This window comes from Roseateles sp. P1_C6 (genome assembly GCF_056406315.1).
In genome coordinates, this window is sequence record NZ_JBFUAK010000004.1 from 255,220 (window position 1) to 279,592 (window position 24,373).

Below are 24,373 nucleotides of genomic sequence, written 5' to 3' on the forward strand. Positions count from 1 at the left end.
CGGGTGCAAACCAAGGTCAGAACGTGTAGCGCGCAGTGACCACGTAGCGCGGACCGGTGTAGAACAGGCCACGGGTCATGTAGCCGACGTGCTGCTGCATCAGCTGACGCTGGCGGGCGGAGTTGAGGTTCTGTGCCTCCAGGCCGAGCGACAGCTGATCGTTGAACAGCTTGTACGACACGCCGGCGTCCAGTTGGCCATAGCTCTCGGCCCACACCGGCAGGCCCCAGGCCACGTTGGTCTGGCCCTTGTTCGGGCTGTTCGGGTCGGTCACCAGGCCGTCCGTGCCCTGCGTGCCGTTCACGTTGATGGCCTGCAGGTAGCGCGAGCGCCAGCTGTAAGCCAGGCGCGCGGACAGCGGCCCCTGGTCATACATCAGCGCGAGGTTGTAGGCTTTTCGTGACAGGCCCTGCAACGGCAGGTTGCCGAACTGGCGGCCGTCGACGTCACAGCCGTTCAGGTTCAGGCCGAAGTTGTCCGCCGTGTTGCCGCCGCTGCAGTAGGCCGAGTTGACCGGGTTGTACAACTTGCTCTTGCTGTCGACGTAGGTGTAGTTGGCCTGCACGCCGAAGCCGGAGAGCCAGCCCGGCAGCTTGTCGAAATACGTCTGGAAAGCGAGTTCCACACCCGTGAGATTGCCCGAGGCACCGTTGATCGGGCTCGTCACCGCGAAGTTCTGCGCCTTGCCGCTGGCGTCGGGCAACTGGAAGGTCGTCGTCTGGTTGATGACGATGTCCTTCAGGTCCTTGTGGAACGCTGCAACCGTCAGCGAACCGGCACGGCTGAAGTACCACTCGGCCGTCAGGTCCTCCTGCGTCGAACGGGTGGGCATCAGCATCGGGTTGCCCTTGCCCGTACCGGTCTGCGAGACGCTGGTCACCGTGGTGGCGGTGCTGTTGATGGTCTGGCTCAACGTTGTGCTGGCTTGCAGCTTGTCGAAGTCAGGCCGGGCGATGGCCTTGGCCGCGGCGAAACGGAACTGGAGGTCCTGTGCAGCCTGCAGCTTGAGGTTCAGGCTGGGCAGCACGTCCGTGTAGGTGTTCTTGAAAGTCTCCAGCTTCTGGTACGCCGGGATGTTGGCCACCGGCACGCCGCCGAGGCCCAGTTTGGCTTGTTCCGTGCCGGCGAAGGAGGTGTAGCCGAGGGCGCTGTTTTGGGTTCGCACGACCCGCACACCCAGGTTGCCGTCCATCGGCAGCTTCCAGTCCTCAAAGCCGAACCGCAGCTGCGCAAAGGCGGCCTGCGTCTTCTCAGACTGCTTGTTGCCGCTGCCGCTCTGGATGTCCTGAGCAATGTCGTTGCCCAGCCCCTCGGGCGTGAAGGCGAAGGGCCACTGGCTGCAGGGGGCCGTGCTTTGACCGGCCGCCGTCAACTTGGCCACGCAGTTGTCGGCGCCGTACTTGTGCAATACCGAGTAGGACGCCGGGAAGCCTGCAGCCTGCGCGACCGACGGGAACACGACCGACGGCGGCGTCGGAACGCTGCCACCAAAGAAGTTGTTGAAGGTGTTGGTCGTGGTGCCGCCGGGGTAGTCGCTCAGGTAGGCCGGGCCGCCTGCCGTCCACGGCTGGGAAATGGCCTGCCAGTGGTAGTTGGACGGGTTCGTCGAACTCTGCGCCTCGCGGTCCGTGAAGCGCAAGCCGAAGCGCAGGTCCTGCAGCACCGGGTGCTCGAAGCGGTAGCGGGCATCGCCCTTCCAGCTCTTCTGGGTTCCCTCGCTGCGGTCCAGGTGCTCCATCGTGAAGCCCCAGTAGTAGTTCTTGGGATCGGCGAGGTAGGCGCGGTCGGCCGCGTCGAAGGTGAGGCTGGGCGTGCTGCCGCTCAGGTCGAGAACTTCCTTCTGCATGCCGACACCGGTCGCCACGGTGGAGTCCAGGCCGCGCGTGGATGCCTTCACGTATTGCAGGTCGGACGTGAAGCTCCAGCGGTCGTTGGCCTTCCAGTTCAAGCGCCAGGCGAAGTCTTCGGTCTTGGAGTCGCGGGTGGCCGTGCGGGTGTCGTCGTTGAAGTTCAGCAACGAACCGTCGTTGTTGGTCAAAGTGCCGGAGAGCAGCGCGCCCTGGTCACTGAACTTGCCGTTGGTGACCCGGATCTTGTAGGGCTCGGTCTGGGCGAAGATTGCCTGCTCGTCCCACTGCATGCGGTACTTGGAGCGGAAGTAGGTGAGCGAACTGTCGACGTTGTCCTTCTTCCACTGCAGGGCGCCGTACAGGCCGTCGCGCTTGCGCTCGAATTCCAGCGTGCGCCATTGCGCGCCCTTGGGCACCCACAGATAGGTGCCGGCGGCCTGACCCACCACCGCGTCGGTACGGGGGTAATAGGGTTCGATCTGGAAGAAGTCGGAGCGGGTCGCGCTCTTGGAGCTTGCAGCATTCAGCAAGACGCCGATGCGGCCGATGTCGGTGTTCCAGCTGTTGACCAGCAGGCCGCTGGCAGACGGCTTCTTCTTGCCGTTGAGCTTGTTGTAGGCCTCCTGCACCGTGACCGAGCCCTTGAAGCCCTGGTAGTCGAATGGCAGCGCCGTGCGCAGGTTCACGAGGCCGCCGACAGCGCCCTCGATCTGTTCGGCCGACGGGTTCTTGTACACGTCGATGCCAGCCATCAACTCGGGCGGCACGTCCTCGAAGTTCAGTGCGCGGCCCCCGTTGGCGGAGAAGGTGTCACGGCCGTTCATTTCGGAACGCACGTACGACAGGCCGCGGATGTTGACGCCTGAGCCTTCTACCGAGTAATGCTCGGGGTCGTTGCGGGCCATGGTGCGCTCGATGGTCACGCCGACGATGCGCTGCAGCACCTCGGTGATGGAGCGGTCCGGGAGCTTGCCGATGTCGTCGGCCACGATCGAATCGACGATCTCGTCGGAATTCTGTTTGATCTTCTGGGCTGACTCGAGCGCCGCGCGGCGGCCGCTGACGACGACCGTCTCCAGGTTGGTGGTGGGCGCGGACGCGGCGGCCACGGGGGGCGGTGCCGTCTGCGCGAGGGCCATGCTGCTGCAGAGCAGGGCGGCCTGGGCGGCGGCTAGGGAAATGGCGGTGCGCTGGTGGGTTTTCACTGATGTCTCCTCTGTTGTCGTGGCGGGCTCAAGGCCCTTCTGGGATGTGACGGGTTCGGCGGCAAAGGGGTGGCGTCAACATCGACCGGGGCGGTCGCGTGGGCTGTGATCGGGGGGCGTCATGTCAGCGTTGTCTTCGTGGGCTGGCTTGGGGCCGGGTGTTCCGGGCGTCGGGGTGGCTCAGCCGCAGAAGCGGTTGACGAGGTTCTCGAACACTTCCTGGCGGCCAGACACGGGTGCGACGTCGGTGTTGCCGGTGAGCACCTGGTCGGCCAGCTGCTCGAGCGTGCGGCGGCCTTGCAGGATGTCCTGGCCGGCGGCTGTATCCCAGCCGGCGTAGCGCGCGTCGACGGCGGCCTTCAGGCGACCGTCGGTGACCATCTTCTCGGCGATCAGCAGCGCCTGCGCGCAGACGTCCATGCCGCCGATGTGGCCGTGGAAGAGGTCGGCCGCATCGATGGACTGGCGGCGCACCTTGGCGTCGAAGTTCAGGCCGCCTTGCCCCAAGCCGCCGGCCTGCAGCACGTGGTACAGCGCCACGGCCGTCTCGGGCACGTTGTTGGGGAACTGGTCGGTGTCCCAGCCCAGCTGCGGGTCGCCGCGGTTCATGTCCAGGCTGCCGAGGATGCCCAAGGCGCCGGCGGTGGCGATCTCGTGCTCGAAGCTGTGGCCCGACAACGTCGCGTGGTTGGCCTCGATGTTGACCTTGACTTCCTTCTCCAGGCCGTAGCGCACGAGGAAGCCGTACACGGTGGCGGTGTCGAAGTCGTACTGGTGCTTGGACGGCTCGCGCGGCTTGGGCTCGATGAGGATGGCGCCCTTGAAGCCGATCTTGTGCTTGTATTCAACGACCATGTTCAGGAAGCGGCCCAGCTGGTCCATCTCCTGGCCCAGGCGCGTGTTCAGCAGCGTCTCGTAGCCCTCGCGGCCGCCCCACAGCACGTAGTTCTCGCCGCCCAGCTTCAGCGTCGCGTCCATCGCGTCGCGCACTTGCAGCGCGGCCATCGCGAACAACTCCGGATTCGGATTGCTGGCCGCCCCCGACATGAAGCGGCGGTGGCTGAACAGGTTGGCCGTGCCCCACAGCAGCTTGACGCCGGTGGCCTGCTGCTTCTCGCCCAGCACGTCGACGATGCGCTGGAAGTTCTCGTGGCTCTCGCGCGGCGTGGCGCCTTCGGGGGCCACGTCGCGGTCATGGAAGCAGTAGTAGGGCGCGCCGAGCTTGGCGAAGAACTCGAACGCCGCGTCGGCCTTCAGCTTGGCGAGTTCCATCGGCGAGCCGCCCTGGAACCAGGGGCGCTCGAAGGTGGCGCCGCCGAACGGGTCCAGGCCGGTCCAGACGAAGTTGTGCCAGTAGCAGACGGCGAAGCGCAGATGGTCTTCCATGCGCTTGCCCAGGACCATGCGGTCCTTGTCGTAGTGCTTGAAGGACAGGTCGTTCTGGCTGTCGGCGCCCTCGTAACGGATGGGCGCGATGTGTTGGAAATAGCTCGTCATGTCTAACTTCTGGAGGGCTTAGGCGCCGCGCAGGCGGCTGTAGAGATCACGGAAGCGCGCCAGGCGGGGGGCCAGGCGGGCGTGGCGTTCGGGGTTGGGGCTGAAGCGGGCGGCGATGGCCGGGCGGGTGCAGACGGTCTCGACGCTGCCACCCGTGGCCAGCCAGCCCAGGCGTGCGGCGCCGAGGGCGCCACCGGCTTCGCTGCCGGTGTGCACGAGGAGTTCGACGTTCAGCGCATCGGCAATCAGCTGCGCCCACCAGGCGCTGCGCGAGCCGCCGCCGACGAGCGAGAGCTGGTTGACCTGGGTGCCCGCCGCACGCAGCGCGTCCAGGCCGTCGGCGAGGCCAAAGGCCACGCCTTCCAGCACGGCGTAGGTGCAGTCGGCGCGGTTGGTCTGCGCCTTCAGGCCGTGGAACACGCCGGGTGCGAACGGGTCGTTGTGCGGTGTGCGCTCGCCGGCCAGGTAGGGCAGGAAGATCGGTGCGCCGGCTTCGCGATTGACTGCGCTGTCATCCGGCGAAAGCTCGGCCAGCAGCGTGGCTTCGTCCGCGCCGACCAGCTGGCAGAACCACTTGAAGCAGCTCGCCGCCGACAGCATCACGCTCATCTGGTGCCAGCGCGCGGGCAGCGCGTGGCAGAAGGCGTGCACGGCCGACGCCGGGTTGGGGCGGTAGGCGTCGTTGACGACGAACAGCACGCCGGACGTGCCCAGCGAGATGAAGCCGTCGCCCGGCTGCGTCGCGCCGATGCCGATGGCGCTGGCCGCGTTGTCACCGGCGCCACCGGCGATGACGACCTCGGGACCGAGACCCCAGGCCTTCGCCAGTTCGGGCTTGAGCACGCCGCTCGGCGCGTTGCTCTCCACCAGGCGCGGCATCTGCGCGCGCGTCAGGCCGCAGGCCGCCAGCAACGCGTCGGACCAGTCGCGCTGCGCCACGTCCAGCCACAGCGTGCCGGCCGCGTCGGACGGGTCCGAGACCTTGTCGCCGCTGAGCTGCAGGCGCAGCCAGTCCTTGGGCAGCAGCACGCTGGCGGTGCGTGCGAAGAGCCCGGGCTCGTGCTTCTTCACCCACAGCAGCTTGGGCGCCGTGAAGCCCGGCATGGCCAGGTTGCCGGCGATCGCGTGCAACTGCCGCGCGGCGGCCGTCAGCTCGGCGCACTCGGCATGGCTGCGGCCGTCGTTCCACAGGATGGCGGGGCGCAGCACGTCGTCGCCCGCGCCCAGCAGCACGGCGCCGTGCATCTGGCCGGACAGGCCGATGCCGCGCACGGCGGCAAAGGCCATGGGATGGGCGGCGCGCAGCTTGGCCACGGCGGCTTCGGTGGCCTGCCACCAGTCGGCGGGGTCTTGCTCGGACCACAGCGGCTCGGGGCTGGACAGGCTCAGCGTGCTGCCCGCCGTGCCGACGATGTGGCCCGCATCGTCAAGCAGCAGCAGCTTGACTTCGGACGTGCCCAGATCGATGCCGAGAAACATCAGACGGTCTCCTCGGCTTCGGCAAAAGAGACGCCACTGTCGGCCAGCGGCAGCGCCGGGCGGGTCAGCCGATAGCGGGCCAGCGCCGCAGCGCCCACGGCGACGGCGTTGGCGCCGAACATCGAGGTGCGCACGGTGGGCGGCGGCAGGCTGGCCGCCGCTGCGTAATCGAGCAGCGTGTCCAGCGCCGGCTTCAGGAAGGGCTCGCCCAGCTCGACCACCGACCCGCCCAGCACGATGCAGGCGGGGTCGTAGGCAGTGGCCAGGTTCTGCAGCAGCACGCCCAGGTAGCGGCCGGCGGAGGCGACGGCCTTCAGCGTCTCGGGGTCCTCGTCGACTAGGTGCGCGCGCACCTCGGCCAGCGAGCGCAGCGCGGTGCCGTCCTCGCTGCCGCCCAGCATGGCGCGGGTGGCGATCAACGCTTCGGCGCAGCCGCGGCGGCCGCAGGAGCAGCGCGGGCCGTTCAGCTGCAGCACCATGTGGCCCACCTCGCCGGCAAAGCCGCGGCTGCCGGTCAGCAGCCGGTCGCCGACGATGACGCCGGCGCCCAGGCCCTGGTTGATGGAGACGTACAGCAGCGGGTCGGACGACGGCGCGGGGTTGAACTCCATCTCGCCCAGCGCCGCCACGTCGGCTTCGTTCTGGATGAACAGCGGCACGCCGGCCAGCGCCGTGTCCTGCAGCTTCTCGCCCAGCAGGGCGCCGAAGGGGATGTCGCGCCAGCCCAGGTTGGGCGCGAAATGCAGCACGCCGCGCGCCTCGTTGACGCCGCCCGGCAGGCCGACACCGATGCCCAGCACCTGCTGGCTGGCGTCCAGTTGCTTGCGCAGCTTCAGCAGCGCGGTGGCCAGGCTGGCGATGCAGGCCTTGGCCGTGCGGCTGGCGCCGTAGTTCGTGACCGTGCAGGCACGCACCTCGCCGGTCAGCGACGTGGCAACCACGCGCACGGACTCGATGCCGACCTCGGCGCCCAGCAGCAGCAGGCGGTCGGGGTCGATGAACAGCGGCGTGGGGCGGCGGCCCAGGTCACCAGTGGCCACGACCTCGCGCTCGGCCAGCCACCCCTCGGCAATCAGCTCCCGCACCAGCAGGCTGACGGTGGACTTGGTCAGGCCCACGGCGCCGGCCAGGTCGGCACGCGACAAGCCCGGGTTGGCGCACAGATGGCGCACCAGCGCCATGCGGTTGATGCCCTTGAGCAGCTGTTGGCTGCCGGCAGCTTCGGCCTGCATTTGTCTCCTAGAGGTACCCATGCTGTGACGGGTTTCGAGCCATATTAGTTCGGCCGTCGCACGAAGTAAATACGGTAAAAGCCCCTAGCGCGCTGCGGCCCGACTCGCCGAAGATCGCGCCGCCCGCAGCCTGCTGTGGCAGCACAAGAACGAAGCGAGACATGTCCGACCCCTCCATCCGCAAGATCGTCATCGTCGGCGGCGGCACCGCCGGCTGGATGGCGGCCGCACCGCTGGCGCAGCGCTTTCAGAAGGCCGGCGCGGCGGGCTGCGAGATCGTGCTGGTCGAGTCGCCGGACATCGGCACCATCGGCGTCGGCGAGGCGACGCTGCCCACCATCCGCTTCTACAACCAGAGCCTGGGCCTGGACGGCGCCGACTTCGTCAAGCGCACGCAGGGCAGCTTCAAGCTGGGCATCGAGTTCCGCGACTGGGGTCGCGTGGGTCATCGTTTCTTCCATGGCTTTGGCGACTTCGGCCCGGCCATCGAGACCCGCGCGCCCTGGCAGCACTGGCTGCGCCTGCAGCGCGAGGTGGACAAGCTGCCGAGCTACGAGGACTGGTCGACGTCCACCGTCATGGCCCGGGGCAACCGTTTCACGCCGCCCGAGCCGGGCGCGCCGTCGGCGGCCAACGCCTACTCCTTCGCCTATCACTTCGATGCCGGCCTGTATGCCGCCTACCTGCGCGACTACGCGATGCAGCGCGGCGCGCAGCGCATCCAGGGCACCATCGTCGACGTGGAACTGCGGCCTGCGGACGGCTTCGTCGCTGCCGTGAAGTTGCAGGACGGCCGCCGCATAGCTGGCGACCTGTTCATCGACTGCTCGGGCTTCCGTGCGCTGCTGATCGGTGGCGCGATGCAGAGCCCTTACGAGGACTGGAGCGCGCTGCTGCCCTGCAACAGCGCCCAGGCCGTGCCCAGCGAGCGCGTCGAGCCGCTGACGCCCTACACCCGCTCCACCGCCAAGTCGGCCGGCTGGCAGTGGCGCATCCCGCTGCAGCACCGCACCGGCAATGGCCACGTTTACTGCAGCCAGTTCATCAGCGACGACGAGGCGGCGAGCACGCTGCTGGCCGGCCTGGACAGCCCGGCGCTGGACAGCCCGCGCCAGCTGCGCTTCACGACCGGCCGGCGCAAGGCCGGCTGGGTCAAGAACGTCGTCGCCATCGGCCTGGCCTCGGGCTTCCTGGAGCCGCTGGAGTCCACCAGCATCCAGCTCATCATGGACGGCGTGGGACGGCTCATCCAGTTTTTCCCCGACAGGCAGTTCAAGCCGCACCTGGCCGCCGAGTTCAACCGCCGCATGGCCTTGCAGTACGAGTCCATCCGCGACTTCATCGTGCTGCACTACAAGCTGACCGAGCGGCGCGACAGCGAGCTGTGGCGCTATTGCGCGGCCATGCCCATCCCGGACTCGCTGTCGCACCAGATCGAGCTGTTCCGCGCGACGGGCCGCGTCACGATCTACGACCCCGAGGGCTTTGCGGAGCCGTCCTGGGTGTCGCTGTTCCTGGGCCTGGGGCTCACGCCCGAAAGCTACGACCCCTTTGTCGACCACATCGACACGCAGGCGCTGCTGCAGCACTTCGTGCGGCTGCGCCAGGCCATTCACCAGACCGTGGGCGCCATGCCCGACCACGGCGACTACATCAACCGCCATGTGAAGGCGCCCTCAGCCTAGGAGATCCGGCGCACCAGAGACACGCACAGACAAAGCGGCCGGCACACCCGCCGGCCCATCGGAGACAACAAGGAAGTTCACCCATGAAGTTCACTGACGGACAGTGGATGCTTCAGCCGGGCGTCGCCGCGCACTACGCGGCCGAGGCCTACGCCATCGAAGTCCACGAAGACCGCCTCGTCGTGCTCGCCACGACCCGCCCCATCAAGCACCGCGGCGACACGCTGCAAGGCCCCACGCTGACCGTGACGCTGAGCTCGCCGCTGGCAGGCGTCATCCGCGTCAGCGTCGAGCACTACACGGCGTCCAGTGCGCCGCGGCTGCACATCCCCATGGTCGGCGCCGGCAAGCCCGCCGTGCAGATCGTCGACGGCGAGACCCAGGCCACGCTGACCTCGGGCGCCATTTCGGTCGACGTCAGGAAGGGCGACGGCTGGAGCCTGACCTTCCGCGAGGGCGATCGCATCCTCACCAAGAGCGACTGGCGCGGCCTGGGCTACATCCAGTACGCCGGCAAGGGCAACTACGTCCACGACCAGCTGACGCTGGCCGTCGGCGAGAACGTCTACGGCCTGGGCGAGCGCTTCACGCCCTGGGTCAAGAACGGCCAGATCGTCGAGAACATCAACAAGGACGGCGGCACGGCCTGTGAGCAGGCCTACAAGAACGTGCCCTTCTACCTGACCAACCGCGGCTACGGCGTGCTCGTCAACGAGGCCGGCCCGGTGTCCTTCGAGGTCGGCTCGGAGAAGGTCGCCCGCGTGCAGTTCAGCCGCGAGGGCGAGAGCCTGGACTACTGCGTCATCGCCGGCCCCGATCCCAAGGCCGTTTTGACCCGACTGACAGCGCTGACAGGCCGCGCGCCGCTGCCGCCGGCCTGGAGCTTCGGCCTGTGGATGACGACGTCGTTCACGACGCAATACGACGAGGCGACGGCCACCCACTTCATCGACGAGATGAAACGCCGCGACCTGCCGCTGGCCGTCTTCCACTTCGACTGCTTCTGGATGCGCGAGTTCCAGTGGTGCGACTTTGAATGGGACCGCCGCGGCTTCCCCGAGCCCGAGGCGATGCTGGAGCGCCTGCATGCCAAGGGGCTGAAGATCAGCTTGTGGATCAACCCCTACGTGGCGCAGAAGTCGCCGCTGTTCGCTGAAGGCGCCAAGAACGGTTACTTCATCAAGAGAACCAACGGCCTCACGTTCCAAACGGATCAGTGGCAGCCCGGCATGGCCATCGTGGACTTCACGAACCCCGCCGCCAAGACCTGGTACCAGAGCCACCTGCGCCGCCTGATCGCCCAGGGTGCTGACTGCTTCAAGACCGACTTCGGCGAGCGCATCCCCAGCGAAGGCGTGACCTACTTCGACGGCTCCGACCCCGTCGAGATGCACAACCTCTACGCGCTGCACTACAACCAGGCCGTCTTCGAGCTGCTGGAAGAAGTGCAGGGCCAGGACGCCATCGTCTTCGCACGCTCCACCTACGCCTCCGGCCAGCGCTTCCCGGTGCACTGGGGTGGCGACTGCTGGAGCACCTTCGAGTCCATGGCCGAGAGCCTCAGAGGCGGCCTGTCACTCACCAGTTGCGGCTTCGCCTTCTGGAGCCACGACATCGGCGGCTTCGAGGGCAACCCACCGCCGGCCGTCTACAAGCGCTGGATCCAGTTCGGCCTGATGTCCTCGCACAGCCGCCTGCACGGCAGCAGCTCCTACCGGGTGCCATGGTTGGTCGACGAGGAAAGCTGCGACGTGCTGCGCGCCTTCACGCGGCTCAAGCACCAGCTCATGCCTTATCTCTACGCCAAGGCTCACGAGGCGACCCAGACCGGCGTCCCGCTGATGCGCGCAATGCTCATTGAGCATCCGCACGACCCGGCCTGCGCGCCGCTGGACCGGCAGTACCAGCTCGGCGAAGCATTGCTGGTGGCGCCGGTGTTCACGGAGAGCGGCGAGGTGGACTTCTACCTTCCCGAGGGCACCTGGACCCATCTGCTCAGCGGCGAGAAGAAGCAGGGCGGCCGCTGGCATCGCGAGACGCATGGCTTCCTATCGTTGCCGCTTTACGCCGCGCCGGGCAGCGTCATCGCCTGGGGCGCCGAGACCGAGAAGCCGGACTACGACTACGCCCGCGGCACCGTGCTGCGTGTGTTCGAGCTGGCCGACGGCGCGAGTGCGGCCTTCAAGGTCGTGGGCCTGGACGGCAACGTCGCGGCACGCGGCACGGTCAGCCGGCAGGGCGGGCAGTACACGGCGCAGGTCACCGAGGGCGCGCTGCGCGATTGGGGCCTGGACGTGGACGGTCAGCGCAGCCCCGTGCTGGCCGAAGGCGCGTCGCTGCGCTGGACGGCCTGACCGGCCTGCGGGCCGACGAGCCGGTGGACGTGCCTGCCCAGGCCGCCCACCGGCTCATTGTTTGATGGAGTGAGTTGTGGCCTGGCGTGGCGTTCTATTGATCGTTTGGCTCGCCGCAGCCTGCCTCGCGCAGGCCGCCCCGCGCGAGCGCCAGTCGCTCGACCAGGACTGGCGTTTCCTGCGCGCCGACGTGGCGGGCGCGAGTGCGGCCGATTTCGACGACTCCGCCTGGGCGGCGGTGCGACTGCCGCACACCTGGAACGGCGTCGACGGCGAGGCCGGCGGCGCCTACTACCGCGGCCCCGGCTGGTACCGGCGTGAGCTGCAGCTGCCGGCCTCGGCGCTGCATCATTTCCTGCAGTTCGACGGCGCAGCGCTGCGGGCCGAGGTCTGGGTCAATGGCCAGCTCGCCGGCCGGCACGACGGTGGCTACGCGGCCTTCCGCATCGATATCAGCCGTTGGCTGCGCGCCGGTCGCAACCAGCTTGCCGTGCGCGTGGACAACGCGACGGCGAAGCACGTCGCTCCGCTGGGCGGCGACTTCACGGTCTTTGGCGGCCTGTACCGCGGCGTGACGCTGCTGGCCGTGCCGGCCGCGCATTTCGACCTGCTCGACGATGGCGGGCCGGGTGTCTATGTGTCGGCCACCGGCGTCAGCGCGGAGCGTGCGCTGCTGGCGCTGCGTGCCCGCGTGCGCAACGACGGCGGCGAGGCCAGGAAGCTCGCGCTCAACCTCAGCCTGCGCGACGCCGCCGGCCGCGTCGCGGCGCACAGCGAGCAGACGCTTCAGGTTGCGCCCGACGCCAACGTCGTCGCCGAGCAGCCCTGGACGCTGCCCAACCCTCGCCTCTGGCAAGGACCGGCCGACCCGCATCTCTACACGCTGACCGCCGAGCTGCGTGACGGCGCCGATGTGCTGGACACCGTGACGCTGCCGGTCGGCCTGCGCGACGTGCAGATCGACCCGCAACGCGGCCTGCTGCTGAACGGCCGGCCGCATGCGGTGCATGGCGTCAACCTGTTCCACAGCGGCCGCCCGGGCCAGGGCCTGGCCGTCAGCGACGCGCAGATCGACGAGGACTTCCGCATCCTGGCCGAGCTGGGCGCGACCGGCCTGCGCTTCGTGCACTTCCAGCACCCGCAGCGTGCCTACGACAACGCCGACCGCGCCGGCCTGCTGACCTGGACCGAGATCCCGCTGAACTCGGCCATGGACGAGGGCGACGACTTCCGCGCCAACCTCGCGCAGCAGATGCGCGAGCTGGTCAAGCAAAACCAGCACCACCCATCGGTCTTCATCTGGGGCGTGGGCAACGAGGTTTACCGTTCGGATGACGCGGTCGTCAAGCTGCTGGCCGACATGAGCCGCCTCGCCCATGAGCTCGATCCCACGCGGGCGACGGCCTACGCCCACTGTTGCGCTGCCGACGACCACGCGATGGCGCGGCAGACCGACGTCATCGGTTTCAACCGCTACTACGGCTGGTACGACGGCGCATTCAGCGACATCGGACCCTGGGCCGACCGCGTGCACGCGGCCCAGCCCGGCCGCGCGATGGCGCTGGCCGAGTACGGCGCCGGCGCCAGCGTGCGCCATCAACAGGACCCGCCCGTGCGCCCCAAGCCCACGGATCGCTGGCACCCCGAGCAGTACCAGGCGCTGTTCCACGAGGCCTATTGGGCGCAGATCGCCGCGCGGCCCTGGCTGTGGGGCAGCTTCGTCTGGGTGGGCTTCGACCTTGCGTCGGCAGGCCGCAACGAGGGCGACCGACCCGGCATCAACGACAAGGGCCTGGTGAGCCATGACCGCCAGGCGCGCAAGGACGCTTTCTTCTTCTACCAGGCGCAGTGGAGCGGGAAGCCCATGCTCCACATCGCCAACCGCCGCGCCACGCCACGCGCGGCGGGTCGCGCCGACATCAAGGCCTACACCAACGCGCGCAGCGCGGTGCTGCAGGTCAACGGCGTCGGGCTGCCGGCGCAGGCCGTGCAGGGCGGCATTGCCCGCTGGCCGGGCGTCGCGCTGCAGCCCGGCCGCAACCGCCTGCAGGTCCGCGGCGACAACGGCGCCATCGACAACATCAACTGGATCGTCACCCCATGAGCCCACATCTCCGCAGCCTCGTCGTGGCGGGCCTGCTGACCGCCGGCCTCGCGCGAGCCGACGGCATCGAGGTCAACCAGGTCGGCTTCACACCCGGCGCGGCCAAATGGGCCGTCGTGCCCGACGGCGCGGCACGTGGCTTCAGCGTCGTGCGCGCGGGCAGCGACCACGTCGTGCTGCGCGGCACGCTGGGCGCCGCGCAGCCCTGGGCACCGGCCGGGGCGGCCGTGCGCCTGGCCGACTTTTCGGCGTTGAAGACGCCGGGAGACTACGAGCTGGTCGTCGACGGCCTGGCCCGCTCGCCGCGCATCCACGTCGCTGCCGACGCCTACGCGGCGCTGAACGCGGCGGCCATCAAGGCCTTCTACTTCAACCGCGCCAGCACGCCGCTGCTGGGCGTGCACGCGGGCCGCTACGCCCGCGCGGCCGGGCACGCGGATGACCATGTGCTGGTGCATGCCTCGGCCGCCGGCCCCGGCCGACCCGAGGGTGCCGTCATCTCAGCGCCCAAGGGCTGGTACGACGCCGGCGACTACAACAAGTACATCGTCAACTCCGGCATCACCGTCTACACGCTGCTGGCGGCCTACGAGCATTTCCCCGCGCTGTTCAAGGCGCAGAAGCTCAACATCCCCGAGAGCGCCGAGAACGGCAAGGGCCTGCCCGACCTGCTCGATGAGGTGCTGTGGAACCTCGACTGGATGCTGGCCATGCAGGACCCGGCGGACGGCGGCGTCTATCACAAGCTGACCAACAAGAGCTTCGACGGCAACCTGATGCCGGCGGATGCCAAGGCCGAGCGCGTCGTCGTGCAAAAGAGCACCGCCGCGGCGCTGGACTTCGCCGCAACGATGGCGCAGGCCAGCCGTGTTTACGGCGCTTTCGAGGCCCAGCGGCCGGGGTTGTCGGCCCGCATGCTGGACGCCGCGCGTGCGGCCTGGCGCTGGGCGCAGGCCAACCCGCAGGCCGTCTACCGCCAGCCGGCCGACATCCGCACCGGCGAGTACGGCGACGCCAAGCTCGACGACGAGTTCGCCTGGGCCGGCGCGGAGCTGTTCGTCACGACCGGTGAGGCGCGCTACCGGCCCGACCTGGAGAAGCTGGCCATCAACGTGCCGTCCTGGGGCGATGTGAAGGGCTTGGCCTGGATAACACTAGCCCAGCACCGCTCGAAACTGAATCAAAATGACAGCGTTGTCGTCAAAGCGCGCGTCATGGCACTTGCGGAAGAACTGGTTGCGATTCAGCAGGGCTCGGCCTACCGGCTGGCCATGCAGCCTGCCGATTTCGGCTGGGGCAGCAATTCGCAGGTGCTGAACCAGGCGGTGATGCTGATCCAGGGCTTTCGCCTGTCCGGCGAGCGCCGCCAGCTCGACGCCGCGCAGGCCGCGCTGGACTATGTGCTGGGCCGCAACCCGCTGGGCATGAGCTATGTGACCGGCTTCGGGGCGCGCTCGCCACAGCACCCGCACCACCGGCCATCCGAGGCCGACGGCATCGCCGCACCGGTGCCCGGCTTCATCGTCGGCGGCCCCAACCCTGGCCAGCAGGACCAGAAGAACTGCCCCGCCCGCTACGCGTCGGCGCTGCCGGCGCTGTCCTACCTGGACCACGGCTGCAGCTACGCCAGCAACGAGGTCGCCATCAACTGGAACGCGCCGCTGGTCTATGTGTCTGCGGCCCTGCAGGCGCTGACACCGCGAGCCCCGCCGCCACGCCACGCCGCGGCCCCATAAAAAACAGACAGGGCCGGAGGAGACGATGACGACTTGGAGAAGGGCCGCGCTTGCAATGCTGCTGGCCGCGCTGTCGCTGGGCGCCCTGCCGGCCCGCGCCGCGGACTGGCTGCGCGCCGAGAGCAAGCACTTCCGCATGCTGGCCAGCACCTCCAAAGCCGTGGCCACGCGCAAGCTGCAGGACCTGGAGCGCATCCACGAGGCCATGCTGATGGCGCTGCGCGTGCAGGAGACGCTGCTGCGCTCGCCGTTTCCCATCGTGCTCAGCGACGACCCCGACATCATCGGCCAGGCCGTGCCCCACCTGCGCCAGCGCGGCATGGCGGGCGTCTTCATGTCCGGGGTCGACGGCTCGGTGGCCTTCGCCGTCAACTACCCCTGGCACCAGAACTTCTCGGGCACCGTGCTCTTCCACGAGTACGCCCACCGCGTGCAGGCGCAGTACGCGCGCGGCCCCTACCCGGTCTGGTTCGTCGAGGGTTTCGCGGAGTTCTTCGGGTCCTCGCGCATCCAGAAGGAGGGCATCGAGGTCGGCGCCGCCAACGCCGGCGCGGCCATCCTGCTGGAGCGCTCCTGGCTGCCGCCCGAGCAACTGCTCAAGCCCGACTTCAGGGCGACGGGCGACAAGGATGTCAACGACCGCTACTTCGCCTTGTTCTACGCCCAGTCCTGGCTGCTGACGCACTACGCGCTCAAGGACCCCGGCCGCAAGCAGCGCTTCGAGGCCTACTTCCGCCGCATCGGCGCGGGCGAGGACCCGCTCGCCGCCTTCGAGCCGGCCACCGGCATCGCGTTGAACAAGCTCAATGGCGAACTGCGCCGCTACATGGAGAACCTGTACGCCAGCCTCTACCCGGTCGGCGCGCCCGCCGAGGTGCGCATCACGGCGCTGGCGCGCGAGCAGGGCGAGGCGGAGTTCGACGATCTCGTCATCAGCGGCCAGCCCGAGGCCGGCCACGGCAAGGCCGTGCTGCAGCGCCTGCGCGAGCGCGTCGCCAAGGCCGGCGGCGAACGCGCGCCTGACACCATGCGCTGGGCGCTCGCCCATGCCGAGGTCCGCTACGGCGACGCTGACCGCGCGCTGGAGATCCTGGCGCCCTGGGCGCCGCTGGACGATGCCCCCTTCGAGGCCAACCGCCTGCTCGGCTGGGCCTGGATGGCCGCGGCCCCGGAAGCCAATGGCGCGGAGCGCACCCAGGCGCTCGACCAGGCGCGCGCCTTCCTGACGGCCGCCTACAAGCAGCGCCGCAACGACGCGCCCACCCTCTACCAACTCGCCCGCGTGCTCTACGCCAAGGGCCCCAGCGCCGGCCTGAGCAGGGCGGCCGAAGGCGCCACCGTGCTCGAGCCCCAGGTGCCGGCCTATGCCTACCTGGCCGTCAACGTGCACCTGCAGTCCGGCGACCGCGGCGACCGCGAAAAGGCCTTGCGCGCGCTGCAGTCGCTGGCCAGCAACCCGCACGGCGGCGAGGGCACCGACAGGGCCCGCGCCGCACTGCAAGCCCTGCAATCCAACCAAGAGGCGTCCGACGTGCTCGCCTTGCTCAACGGCACCCAGAAGCCCAGCTCACCATGACTCAGACCTACCGCCATCCGCTGACCTGGGTGCCTTCGCTCTACCTGGCCATGGGCTTGCCCAATGTCATGGTCGGCGTCGTTGCGGCCATCATCTACAAGAACCTGGGCGTGTCCAACGAGGACATCGCGCTCTACACCTCGCAGATGTACCTGCCCTGGGTGCTGAAGCCGCTGTGGGCGCCGCTGCTGGAGACCTACCGCAGCAAGCGCTTCTGGGTCATCAGCATGGAGTTCACGATGGCCGCCGCGCTGGGCCTCGTGGCGCTGTGCCTGCCGCTGGAGGGCTTCTTCAAGCTGTCGCTGGCCTTCTTCTGGATCGTCGGTTTCGCGTCGGCCACGCAGGACACCTGCGCCGACGGCGTCTTCATGACCACCGTCTCCAAGACCGACCAGGCGCGCTATTCCGGCCTGCAGGGCATGTGCTGGAACATGGGCGCGGTCGTCGCGTCGGGCCTGTTCGTGTCGCTGACCGGCTACCTGCACAACCACGCCGGGCTGGGCTGGGTGCAGTGCTGGGTCATCGTCGTGTCGCTGGCCGCCGGCGCCATGGCGCTGTTCGGCCTGTGGCACTGGCGCGTGCTGCCGCCGGGCGCGCCGTCCACGCTGCAGGGCCAGGGCCTGGCGGTGGGCATGACGGGCATGCGCGAGGCCTGGGTCACGTTCTTCCAGAAGCCGCAGATCTGGATGATGTTGGCCGTCATCTTCTTCTACCGCTTCGGCGAGGGCTTCATCGAGAAGTTCGGCCCGCTGTTCCTGCTCGACTCGGTGGCCGCGGGCGGCCTGGGGCTGGACAACGAATCGCTGGGCCACATCAACGGCACGGTGGGCACGCTGGCCTTCATTGCCGGCGCCTTCCTGGGCGGCTTCTTCGTCGCCAGGCGCACGCTGCCGCGCAGCTTCTTCACGCTGGCCCTGGTGCTCAACATCCCGCACCTGACCTATTTCTATCTCGCGCAGTCCATGCCGACCGACACGGTCTGGATCGCCACCGTCATCGCCATCGAGAAGTTCGGCTTCGGCATGGGCTCGGTGGGCCACATGCTGTACATGATGCAGCAGATCGCCCCGGGCCCGTTCCGCATGGCGCACTACGCGATGGCCACCGGTGTCATGGCGCTGACCAAGTGGTCGACCGGCAGCGTCAGCGGCCTGCTGTGGAATGCCGTCGACCACCATTACGTCGGCTTCTTCGGCTGGGTGCTGGTCTTCTCGGTGCCGCCGGTGCTGCTGGCCTGGCTGGCACCCTTCCCGCACGACCACGAGGAAGCGGCCGAGTTCCACGGCGAGGCCGCGCCCGCCGGAGGGCATTGATGAGCCTGCTGATCAGCATGGCCCTCGCGGCAGCCATCGCCCAACCGGCATGCGGCGCCGACGCGCTCGGCACGTCGCGCATGCTGACGCTCAAGCGCGAGGGCGCCGCCTGGGGTGCGGCCCAGCATGCGGCGCTGCCGCTGGCGGCCAAGGAGGTCGTGCTGACCTTCGACGACGGCCCCCGCCCGGAGTCGACGCCGCTGGTGCTGAAAGCCCTGGCCGAGCAATGCGTGCAGGCCAGCTTCTTCATGAACGGCGAGCCCATGCGCCAGCACGCGGCGCTGGCCCGCCAGGTGCGCGAGGCCGGCCACAGCGTGGGCATGCACGGCTACCGGCACGATCACTTCCCGCAACTGTCCTCCAGCGCCCAACTGGCAGACCTGGACGCGATGGTCGCCACCTACCGCGCCGCGCTGGGTGGCGAGCCGGCGGCCTACCGCTTTCCCTTCCTGGAAGAAACACAGCCGCTGCTGACCGCGCTGCGCGAGCGCGGCCTGACCGTGATGTCCATCGACGCCGGCGCCGAGGATTGGCTGCCCGACCAGACGCCGCAGATGCTGGCCGACAAGCTGCTGGGCCAGCTGGCCAAGAGCGGCGGCGGCATCGTCTTGCTGCACGACGCGCAGGACCAGACGGCGAGGGCGCTGCCATCGCTGCTGCAGACGTTGAAGGCCAAGGGCTACCGGGTCGTGCATCTGCGCTGGGAGTAGCCCGACCTCAGGGTTTGTCCGGCGAAGGGCGGCCTGTCAAATTACTTGACGTTTGAACTATTGATTTCTAAAGTTGTACGCAGAAAGGCGTTGTCCTCCATGCGTATCACCTGTGTCGGCGGCGGCCCGGCGGGCCTGTACTTCGCGCTGCTGATGAAGAAGGCCGACCCGGCGCATGTCGTGCGGGTGCTGGAGCGCAACCGCGCGGGCGACACCTTTGGCTGGGGCGTCGTGCTGTCCGACCAGACGGTGGATGCGCTGCGCGAGGCCGACGCCGCGACGGCCGGGCAGATCAGCGACGCCTTCAACCACTGGGACGATATCGCCGTGCACATCGGCGGCCGCACGATGGTCTCGGGCGGGCACGGCTTCTGCGGCATCGGCCGCAAGAAGCTGCTCAACATCCTGCAGTCGCGCTGCGAGCAGCTCGGCGTCGAACTGGTCTACGAGACCGACGTGCCCGATGACGCCGACATCGACGCCGACCTCATCATCGCGGCCGACGGGCTGAACAGCCGCATCCGCCAGAAGTACGCCGCCACCTACCAGCCCGACATCGACCTTCGCGCCTGCCGCTTCGTGTGGCTGGGCACGACGAAACTGTTCGACGCCTTCACCTTCGACTTCCAGCAGACCGAATGGGGCTGGTTCCAGGCGCACGCCTACCGCTTCGACGCGACGCATTCGACCTTCATCGTCGAGGCGCCCGAGGACGTCTGGCGCGCCGCGGGCCTGGAGGACATGAGCAAGGAAGACGGCATCGCCTTCTGCGAGAAGCTCTTCGCCAAGGTGCTGGACGGCCACCCGCTGATCTCCAACGCCAGCCACCTGCGCGGGTCGGCGTCGTGGATACGCTTCCCGCGCGTGGTCTGCAAGACCTGGGTGCACCACAACGGCAAGGCGCCCGTCGTGCTGATGGGCGACGCGGCCCACACGGCCCACTTCTCCATCGGCTCGGGCACCAAGCTGGCCTTGGAAGACGCGATCGACCTGGCGCGCGACATCGCCGCGCATGGCGACGACCTGACCGCCGCGCTGAAGGCCTACGAAGCCAGCCGCAGCATCGAGGTGCTGCGCATCCAGAACGCGGCGCGCAATTCCACCGAGTGGTTCGAGAACGTCGAGCGGCACGCGCGGCTGGCGCCCGAGCAGTTCGCGTATTCGCTGTTGACGCGCTCGCAGCGCATCTCGCACGAGAACCTGCGGCTGCGCGATGCGCGCTATGTCAGCGAGTTCGAGCGCTGGCTGGCGGGTCGCAGTGGTGTCGATGCCCCCAATGCCCCGGCCGTGCCGCCGATGTTCACGCCCTTCAAGCTGCGCGGCGTCACGCTGAAGAACCGCGTCGTCGTGTCGCCGATGGCGCAGTACAGCTGCGTGGACGGCATCCCCGGCGACTACCACCTGGCCCACCTCGGCGCACGCGCGCTGGGCGGCGCTGGCCTGGTGTTTGCGGAGATGACCTGCGTGTCGCCCGATGCACGCATCACGCCGGGCTGCCCGGGGCTGTGGAACGAAGCGCAGGGCGCGGCGTGGCAGCGCATCGTCGAGCATGTGCACGCCAGCAGCAGCGCCCGCATCGCGATGCAACTGGGCCATGCCGGCCCCAAGGGTTCCACGCGTGCGCCCTGGGACGGCGAGGACCAGCCGCTGCCCAGTGGCAACTGGCCGCTGATCGCCGCGTCCACGCAGCAGTACCTGCCTGGCATCAGCCAGGTCGCACAGGCGATGACCCGCGCCGACATGGACCGCGTGCGCGAGGACTTCGTCGCTGCCGCCGGCCGCGCCGCGGATGCCGGCTTCGACTGGCTGGAGCTGCACTGCGCCCACGGCTACCTGCTGTCGGCCTTCATCTCGCCGCTGACCAACCAGCGCGACGACGACTACGGCGGCTCGCTGGAGAACCGGCTGCGCTACCCGCTGGAGGTCTTCACCGTGCTGCGCGAGGTCTGGCCGCTGGACCGGCCGATGTCGGTGCGCATCTCGGCGCATGACTGGGTGCCGGGCGGCACGACACCCGAGGACGCCGTGGCCATTGCCGCCGCGTTCAAGGACGCGGGGGCCGACCTCATCGACGTGTCCTCCGGTCAGGTCAGCAAGGCGCAGAAGCCCGTCTATGGTCGCATGTACCAGACACCGTTTGCCGAAAGCATCCGCAACCGCGTGGGCATCGCGACGATGGCCGTCGGTGCGATCTCCGAGGCCGACCATGTCAACAGCATCGTCGCGTCCGGTCGTGCGGATCTCTGCGCCATCGCCCGGCCGCATCTGGCCAACCCGGCCTGGACGCTGACCGAGGCCGCGCGCATCGGCTACGCCGGCCCCATCGGCCTGGAATGGCCCAAACAATACCTGTCGGGCAAGAGCCAGCTGGAGCGCGAGTTCGAACGCCAGCGTTCGGCAGGCGTGGCCGCGGCCGAACTGGCGAACAAGGCGCTGGGCGTATGAACGAACACGCGGTAGTCACCGGCGGCGGCAGCGGCATCGGCGCCGCCATCGCGAAGCGGCTGCTGGCCGATGGCCTGCGTGTCACGCTGATGGGGCGCAGCCTGGACAGGCTGCAAGCTCAACAGATCGCGCTGGGCGGCGTCGCCATCCAGGTCTGCGATGTCGGCGACGAAGACAGCGTCACGGATGCCTTTGCAGCCGTGGGCGACGTGGACATCCTCGTCAACAACGCCGGCCAGGTCGAGACGGCGCCGGTGGCGCGCACGTCGCTGGAGGTCTGGCAGCGCCTGCTGAACGTCAACCTCACCGGGACATTCCTCTGCAGCCGCGCCGTGCTGCCCGGCATGCTGACGCGCAGGCAGGGCCGCATCATCAACGTGGCCAGCACGGCGGCGCTGAAGGGCTATGCCTATGTCGCAGCCTACTGCGCTGCCAAGCACGGCGTGCTGGGGCTGACGCGGGCGATGGCGCTGGAGGTGGCGGCCAAGGGCGTGACGGTCAATGCCGTGTGCCCCGGCTACACCGAGACCGACATCGTCGTGTCGGCCATCGACACCATCGTCGCCAAGACCGGCCGCACGCCGGAGCAGGCGCGTGCGGAGCTGGCCAAGGCCAACCCGCAGGGGCGGCTGATCCAGCCCGATGAGGTGGCGGACACGGTGGCGTGGCTTGTCGGCGCCGCGGGCGTCAACGGCCAGGCCATTGCCGTCTGCGGCGGGGAGACGATGTGATGTCGGCCGAACCCATGGACTTCGAAACCCGCCTGTCCGATGACGACCACCAGGCGCTCAGGCTGTGGCTGCGCCTGTTGTCCTGCACGACGCGCGTGGAGGACCAGATCCGCCAGCGGCTGCGCGCGGACTTCGCCACCACGCTGCCGCGCTTCGACCTGCTCGCGCAGCTGGAGCGCCACCCCGACGGGTTGACGATGCGCGAGCTGTCCAAGCGGCTGATGGTGACCGGCGGCAACGTGACCGGCATCACCGACCAGCTCGAAGCCGAAGGCCTAGTGCTGCGCGAGACCCGCATCGACGACCGCCGCAGCTTCATCGTCAAGCTGACGCCGCAGGGCCGCAGGCAGTTCAAGCGCATGGCCGCCACGCACGAGGGCTGGATCGTCGAGCTGTTCGCAGGCTGGACGCCCGCGCAAAAGACCCAGGTCCACGACCTGCTCGCGCAACTGAAAACGCATCTGGCGAAGGACGCCCAATGAACCCGCACCTGACCTCCGGCAACAGCCAGAGCCTGGCCGGCTACACGCCCCAACACTTCGGCTGGCAGCAGCAGGGGGCGGTCGGCCTCATCACGCTGAACCGGCCCGAGCGCAAGAACCCGCTGACCTTCGAGTCCTACGCCGAGCTGCGCGACCTGTTCCGCCGCCTCAGCTATGTCGACGACGTGAACGCCATCGTCGTGCAGGGCGCCGGCGGCAACTTCTGCTCGGGCGGTGATGTGCACGAGATCATCGGCCCGCTGACCGGCATGAGCATGCCCGACCTGCTGGCCTTCACGCGCATGACGGGCGACCTGGTGAAGGCCATGCGCGCCTGCCCGCAGCCCATCGTCGCGGCCATCGACGGCGTCTGCGCCGGCGCGGGCGCCATCATGGCCATGGCGTCGGACCTGCGCGTGGGCACCGCGCGCAGCAAGACGGCCTTCTTGTTCACCCGCGTGGGCCTGGCCGGCTGCGACATGGGCGCTTGCGCGATGCTGCCGCGCATCGTCGGCCAGGGCCGTGCGTCGGACCTGCTTTACAGCGGCCGCAGCCTGGGCGGCGAGGAGGGCCTGGCCTGGGGTTTCCTGAACCGCCTGGTCGACCCTGAGCAGCTGCTGAGTGAAGCGACGACCTGGGCCGGCGAGATTGCGTCGGGCCCGAACTTCGGCCACGCGATGACCAAGCGCATGCTGCATCAGGAGTGGTCCATGGGCGTGGACGAAGCCATCGAGTCCGAGGCGCAGGCGCAGGCCATCTGCATGATGACCAAGGACTTCCACCGCGCCTACGAGGCCTTCGTCGCCAAGCGCAAGCCGGTGTTCCAGGGAGACTGACATGGAACACCTCGATTGGCCCTTCTTCGACGCCAGGCACCGCGAGCTGGCGGCGGCGCTGGACGCCTGGTGCGGCGAGCATCTGCAGCATGTCGACCATGACGGCGACATCGATGCGCGATGCCGATCGCTGGTCGCCCAGCTGGGCGCGGCCGGCTGGTTGGCGCATGCCGTGGCCGGTGACGGCCAGGCCATCGACACGCGTGCGATCTGCCTGATCCGCGAGACGCTGGCCAGGCATGATGGCCTTGCCGACTTCGCGTTCGCGATGCAAGGCCTGGGCTCCGGTGCGATCTCGCTCCAGGGCACGCCGGCACAGCGCGAGCGTTATCTGCCGCGCGTCGCACGCGGCGAAGCGTTGGCGGCCTTTGCGCTGTCCGAACCGGAGGCCGGCTCCGATGTCGCGGCCATGCAGTGCACCGCCACCGAGGACGGCGACGCTTTCCTGCTGAACGGCGAGAAGACCTGGATCTCCAACGGTGGCATCGCCGACTTCTACGTGCTGTTCGCGCGCACCGGCGAAGCGCCCGGCTCGCGCGGCCTGTCGGCCTTCATCGTCGACGCCGACCTGCCCGGCTTCGACATCGCCGAGCGCATAGACGTCATCGCGCCGCATCCGCTCGCGCGCCTGCGCTTCACGAACTGCCGGGTGCCGAAGTCGCAGATGCTGGGCGCGCCCGGCGAGGGCTTCAAGCTGGCGATGCGGACGCTGGACGTGTTCCGCACGTCGGTGGCCGCCGCGGCGCTGGGCTTCGCCCGCCGCGCCTTGCAGGAAGGCCTGACCCAGGCCAAGTCCCGCCCCATGTTCGGCGCGCGGCTGGCCGACCTGCCGCTGACGCAGGCCAAGCTGGCGGACATGGCCTGCACGGTGGACTCGTCCGCGCTGATGGTCTACCGCGCCGCGTGGCTGCGCGACCAGGGCAAGACCATCACCAAGGAGGCCGCGATGGCCAAGCTGATGGCGACCGAGGGCGCGCAGCAGGTCATCGACGCCGCGGTGCAGCTGTTCGGCGGCCGTGGCGTGCGGCGCGGCGAGATCGTCGAGTCGCTGTACCGCGAGATCCGCGCGCTGCGCATCTACGAAGGCGCCAGCGAAGTGCAGCAATTGATCATTGGTCGCGAACTGCTGAAAGGCTGA

The 24,373-nt window shown here is 68.9% G+C and carries 16 protein-coding genes; 12 read left to right on the top strand and 4 right to left on the bottom strand.

Going from position 1 to position 24,373, the window contains the following annotated elements; all coding sequences use genetic code 11:
- Positions 1–16 precede the first annotated feature (16 nt).
- The 4 genes from AC1D29_RS09930 to AC1D29_RS09945 all read right to left on the bottom strand — a co-directional run bounded on the left by AC1D29_RS09930 (position 17) and on the right by AC1D29_RS09945 (position 7,263).
- Positions 17–3,055 carry a TonB-dependent receptor gene (locus AC1D29_RS09930; RefSeq protein WP_477896713.1) on the bottom strand — a complete coding sequence of 1,013 codons (3,039 nt, stop codon included), beginning with the start codon at positions 3,053–3,055 and terminating at the stop codon, positions 17–19.
- Between the two features lie 180 nt (positions 3,056–3,235).
- The gene (gene xylA, locus AC1D29_RS09935) at positions 3,236–4,552 is read right to left on the bottom strand and encodes a xylose isomerase (RefSeq protein WP_477896715.1); all 1,317 of its coding nucleotides are present in this window, start codon (positions 4,550–4,552) and stop codon (positions 3,236–3,238) included.
- Between the two features lie 18 nt (positions 4,553–4,570).
- Positions 4,571–6,031, bottom strand: coding sequence for a xylulokinase (gene xylB, locus AC1D29_RS09940; RefSeq protein WP_477896717.1), 1,461 nt, complete (start codon positions 6,029–6,031; stop codon positions 4,571–4,573).
- Positions 6,031–7,263, bottom strand: a complete 1,233-nt coding sequence (locus AC1D29_RS09945) for an ROK family protein (protein ID WP_477896719.1) — start codon at positions 7,261–7,263, stop codon at positions 6,031–6,033. The genes xylB and AC1D29_RS09945 overlap by 1 nt, the downstream gene beginning before the upstream one ends.
- Positions 7,264–7,424: 161 nt before the next feature.
- Between AC1D29_RS09945 and AC1D29_RS09950 the strand changes: the two genes are divergently transcribed.
- The 12 genes from AC1D29_RS09950 (at position 7,425) to AC1D29_RS10005 (ending at position 24,373) form a co-directional block, all read left to right on the top strand.
- Entirely contained in the window at positions 7,425–8,948 is a 1,524-nt protein-coding gene (locus tag AC1D29_RS09950; protein ID WP_477896721.1) for a tryptophan halogenase family protein, read from the top strand.
- Between the two features lie 83 nt (positions 8,949–9,031).
- Positions 9,032–11,302 (top strand): alpha-xylosidase, encoded by a 2,271-nt coding sequence (gene yicI, locus AC1D29_RS09955; RefSeq protein WP_477896723.1) that lies wholly within the window; start codon positions 9,032–9,034, stop codon positions 11,300–11,302.
- Between the two features lie 97 nt (positions 11,303–11,399).
- Positions 11,400–13,406, top strand: a complete 2,007-nt coding sequence (locus AC1D29_RS09960; RefSeq protein ID WP_477896725.1) for a glycoside hydrolase family 2 protein — start codon at positions 11,400–11,402, stop codon at positions 13,404–13,406.
- Positions 13,403–15,142: a glycoside hydrolase family 9 protein gene (locus tag AC1D29_RS09965; protein ID WP_477896727.1), complete on the top strand. Its 1,740-nt coding sequence runs from the start codon at positions 13,403–13,405 to the stop codon at positions 15,140–15,142. The genes AC1D29_RS09960 and AC1D29_RS09965 overlap by 4 nt, the downstream gene beginning before the upstream one ends.
- Before the next feature lie 25 nt (positions 15,143–15,167).
- Positions 15,168–16,718, top strand: a complete 1,551-nt coding sequence (locus AC1D29_RS09970) for a tetratricopeptide repeat protein (RefSeq protein ID WP_477896729.1) — start codon at positions 15,168–15,170, stop codon at positions 16,716–16,718.
- Positions 16,715–18,031: an MFS transporter gene (locus AC1D29_RS09975; protein WP_477896731.1), complete on the top strand. Its 1,317-nt coding sequence runs from the start codon at positions 16,715–16,717 to the stop codon at positions 18,029–18,031. The genes AC1D29_RS09970 and AC1D29_RS09975 overlap by 4 nt, the downstream gene beginning before the upstream one ends.
- Positions 18,031–18,741 carry a polysaccharide deacetylase family protein gene (locus AC1D29_RS09980; protein WP_477896733.1) on the top strand — a complete coding sequence of 237 codons (711 nt, stop codon included), beginning with the start codon at positions 18,031–18,033 and terminating at the stop codon, positions 18,739–18,741. Before AC1D29_RS09975 ends, AC1D29_RS09980 begins: the two co-directional genes overlap by 1 nt.
- A gap of 99 nt (positions 18,742–18,840) precedes the next feature.
- Positions 18,841–21,186 (top strand): bifunctional salicylyl-CoA 5-hydroxylase/oxidoreductase, encoded by a 2,346-nt coding sequence (locus tag AC1D29_RS09985; protein ID WP_477896735.1) that lies wholly within the window; start codon positions 18,841–18,843, stop codon positions 21,184–21,186.
- The gene (locus AC1D29_RS09990) at positions 21,183–21,917 is read left to right on the top strand and encodes an SDR family NAD(P)-dependent oxidoreductase (protein ID WP_477896737.1); all 735 of its coding nucleotides are present in this window, start codon (positions 21,183–21,185) and stop codon (positions 21,915–21,917) included. The genes AC1D29_RS09985 and AC1D29_RS09990 overlap by 4 nt, the downstream gene beginning before the upstream one ends.
- The gene (locus tag AC1D29_RS09995) at positions 21,917–22,399 is read left to right on the top strand and encodes a MarR family winged helix-turn-helix transcriptional regulator (protein WP_477896739.1); all 483 of its coding nucleotides are present in this window, start codon (positions 21,917–21,919) and stop codon (positions 22,397–22,399) included. Before AC1D29_RS09990 ends, AC1D29_RS09995 begins: the two co-directional genes overlap by 1 nt.
- Positions 22,396–23,235 carry an enoyl-CoA hydratase family protein gene (locus AC1D29_RS10000; RefSeq protein ID WP_477896741.1) on the top strand — a complete coding sequence of 280 codons (840 nt, stop codon included), beginning with the start codon at positions 22,396–22,398 and terminating at the stop codon, positions 23,233–23,235. Before AC1D29_RS09995 ends, AC1D29_RS10000 begins: the two co-directional genes overlap by 4 nt.
- Position 23,236: 1 nt before the next feature.
- Positions 23,237–24,373 carry an acyl-CoA dehydrogenase family protein gene (locus AC1D29_RS10005; RefSeq protein WP_477896743.1) on the top strand — a complete coding sequence of 379 codons (1,137 nt, stop codon included), beginning with the start codon at positions 23,237–23,239 and terminating at the stop codon, positions 24,371–24,373.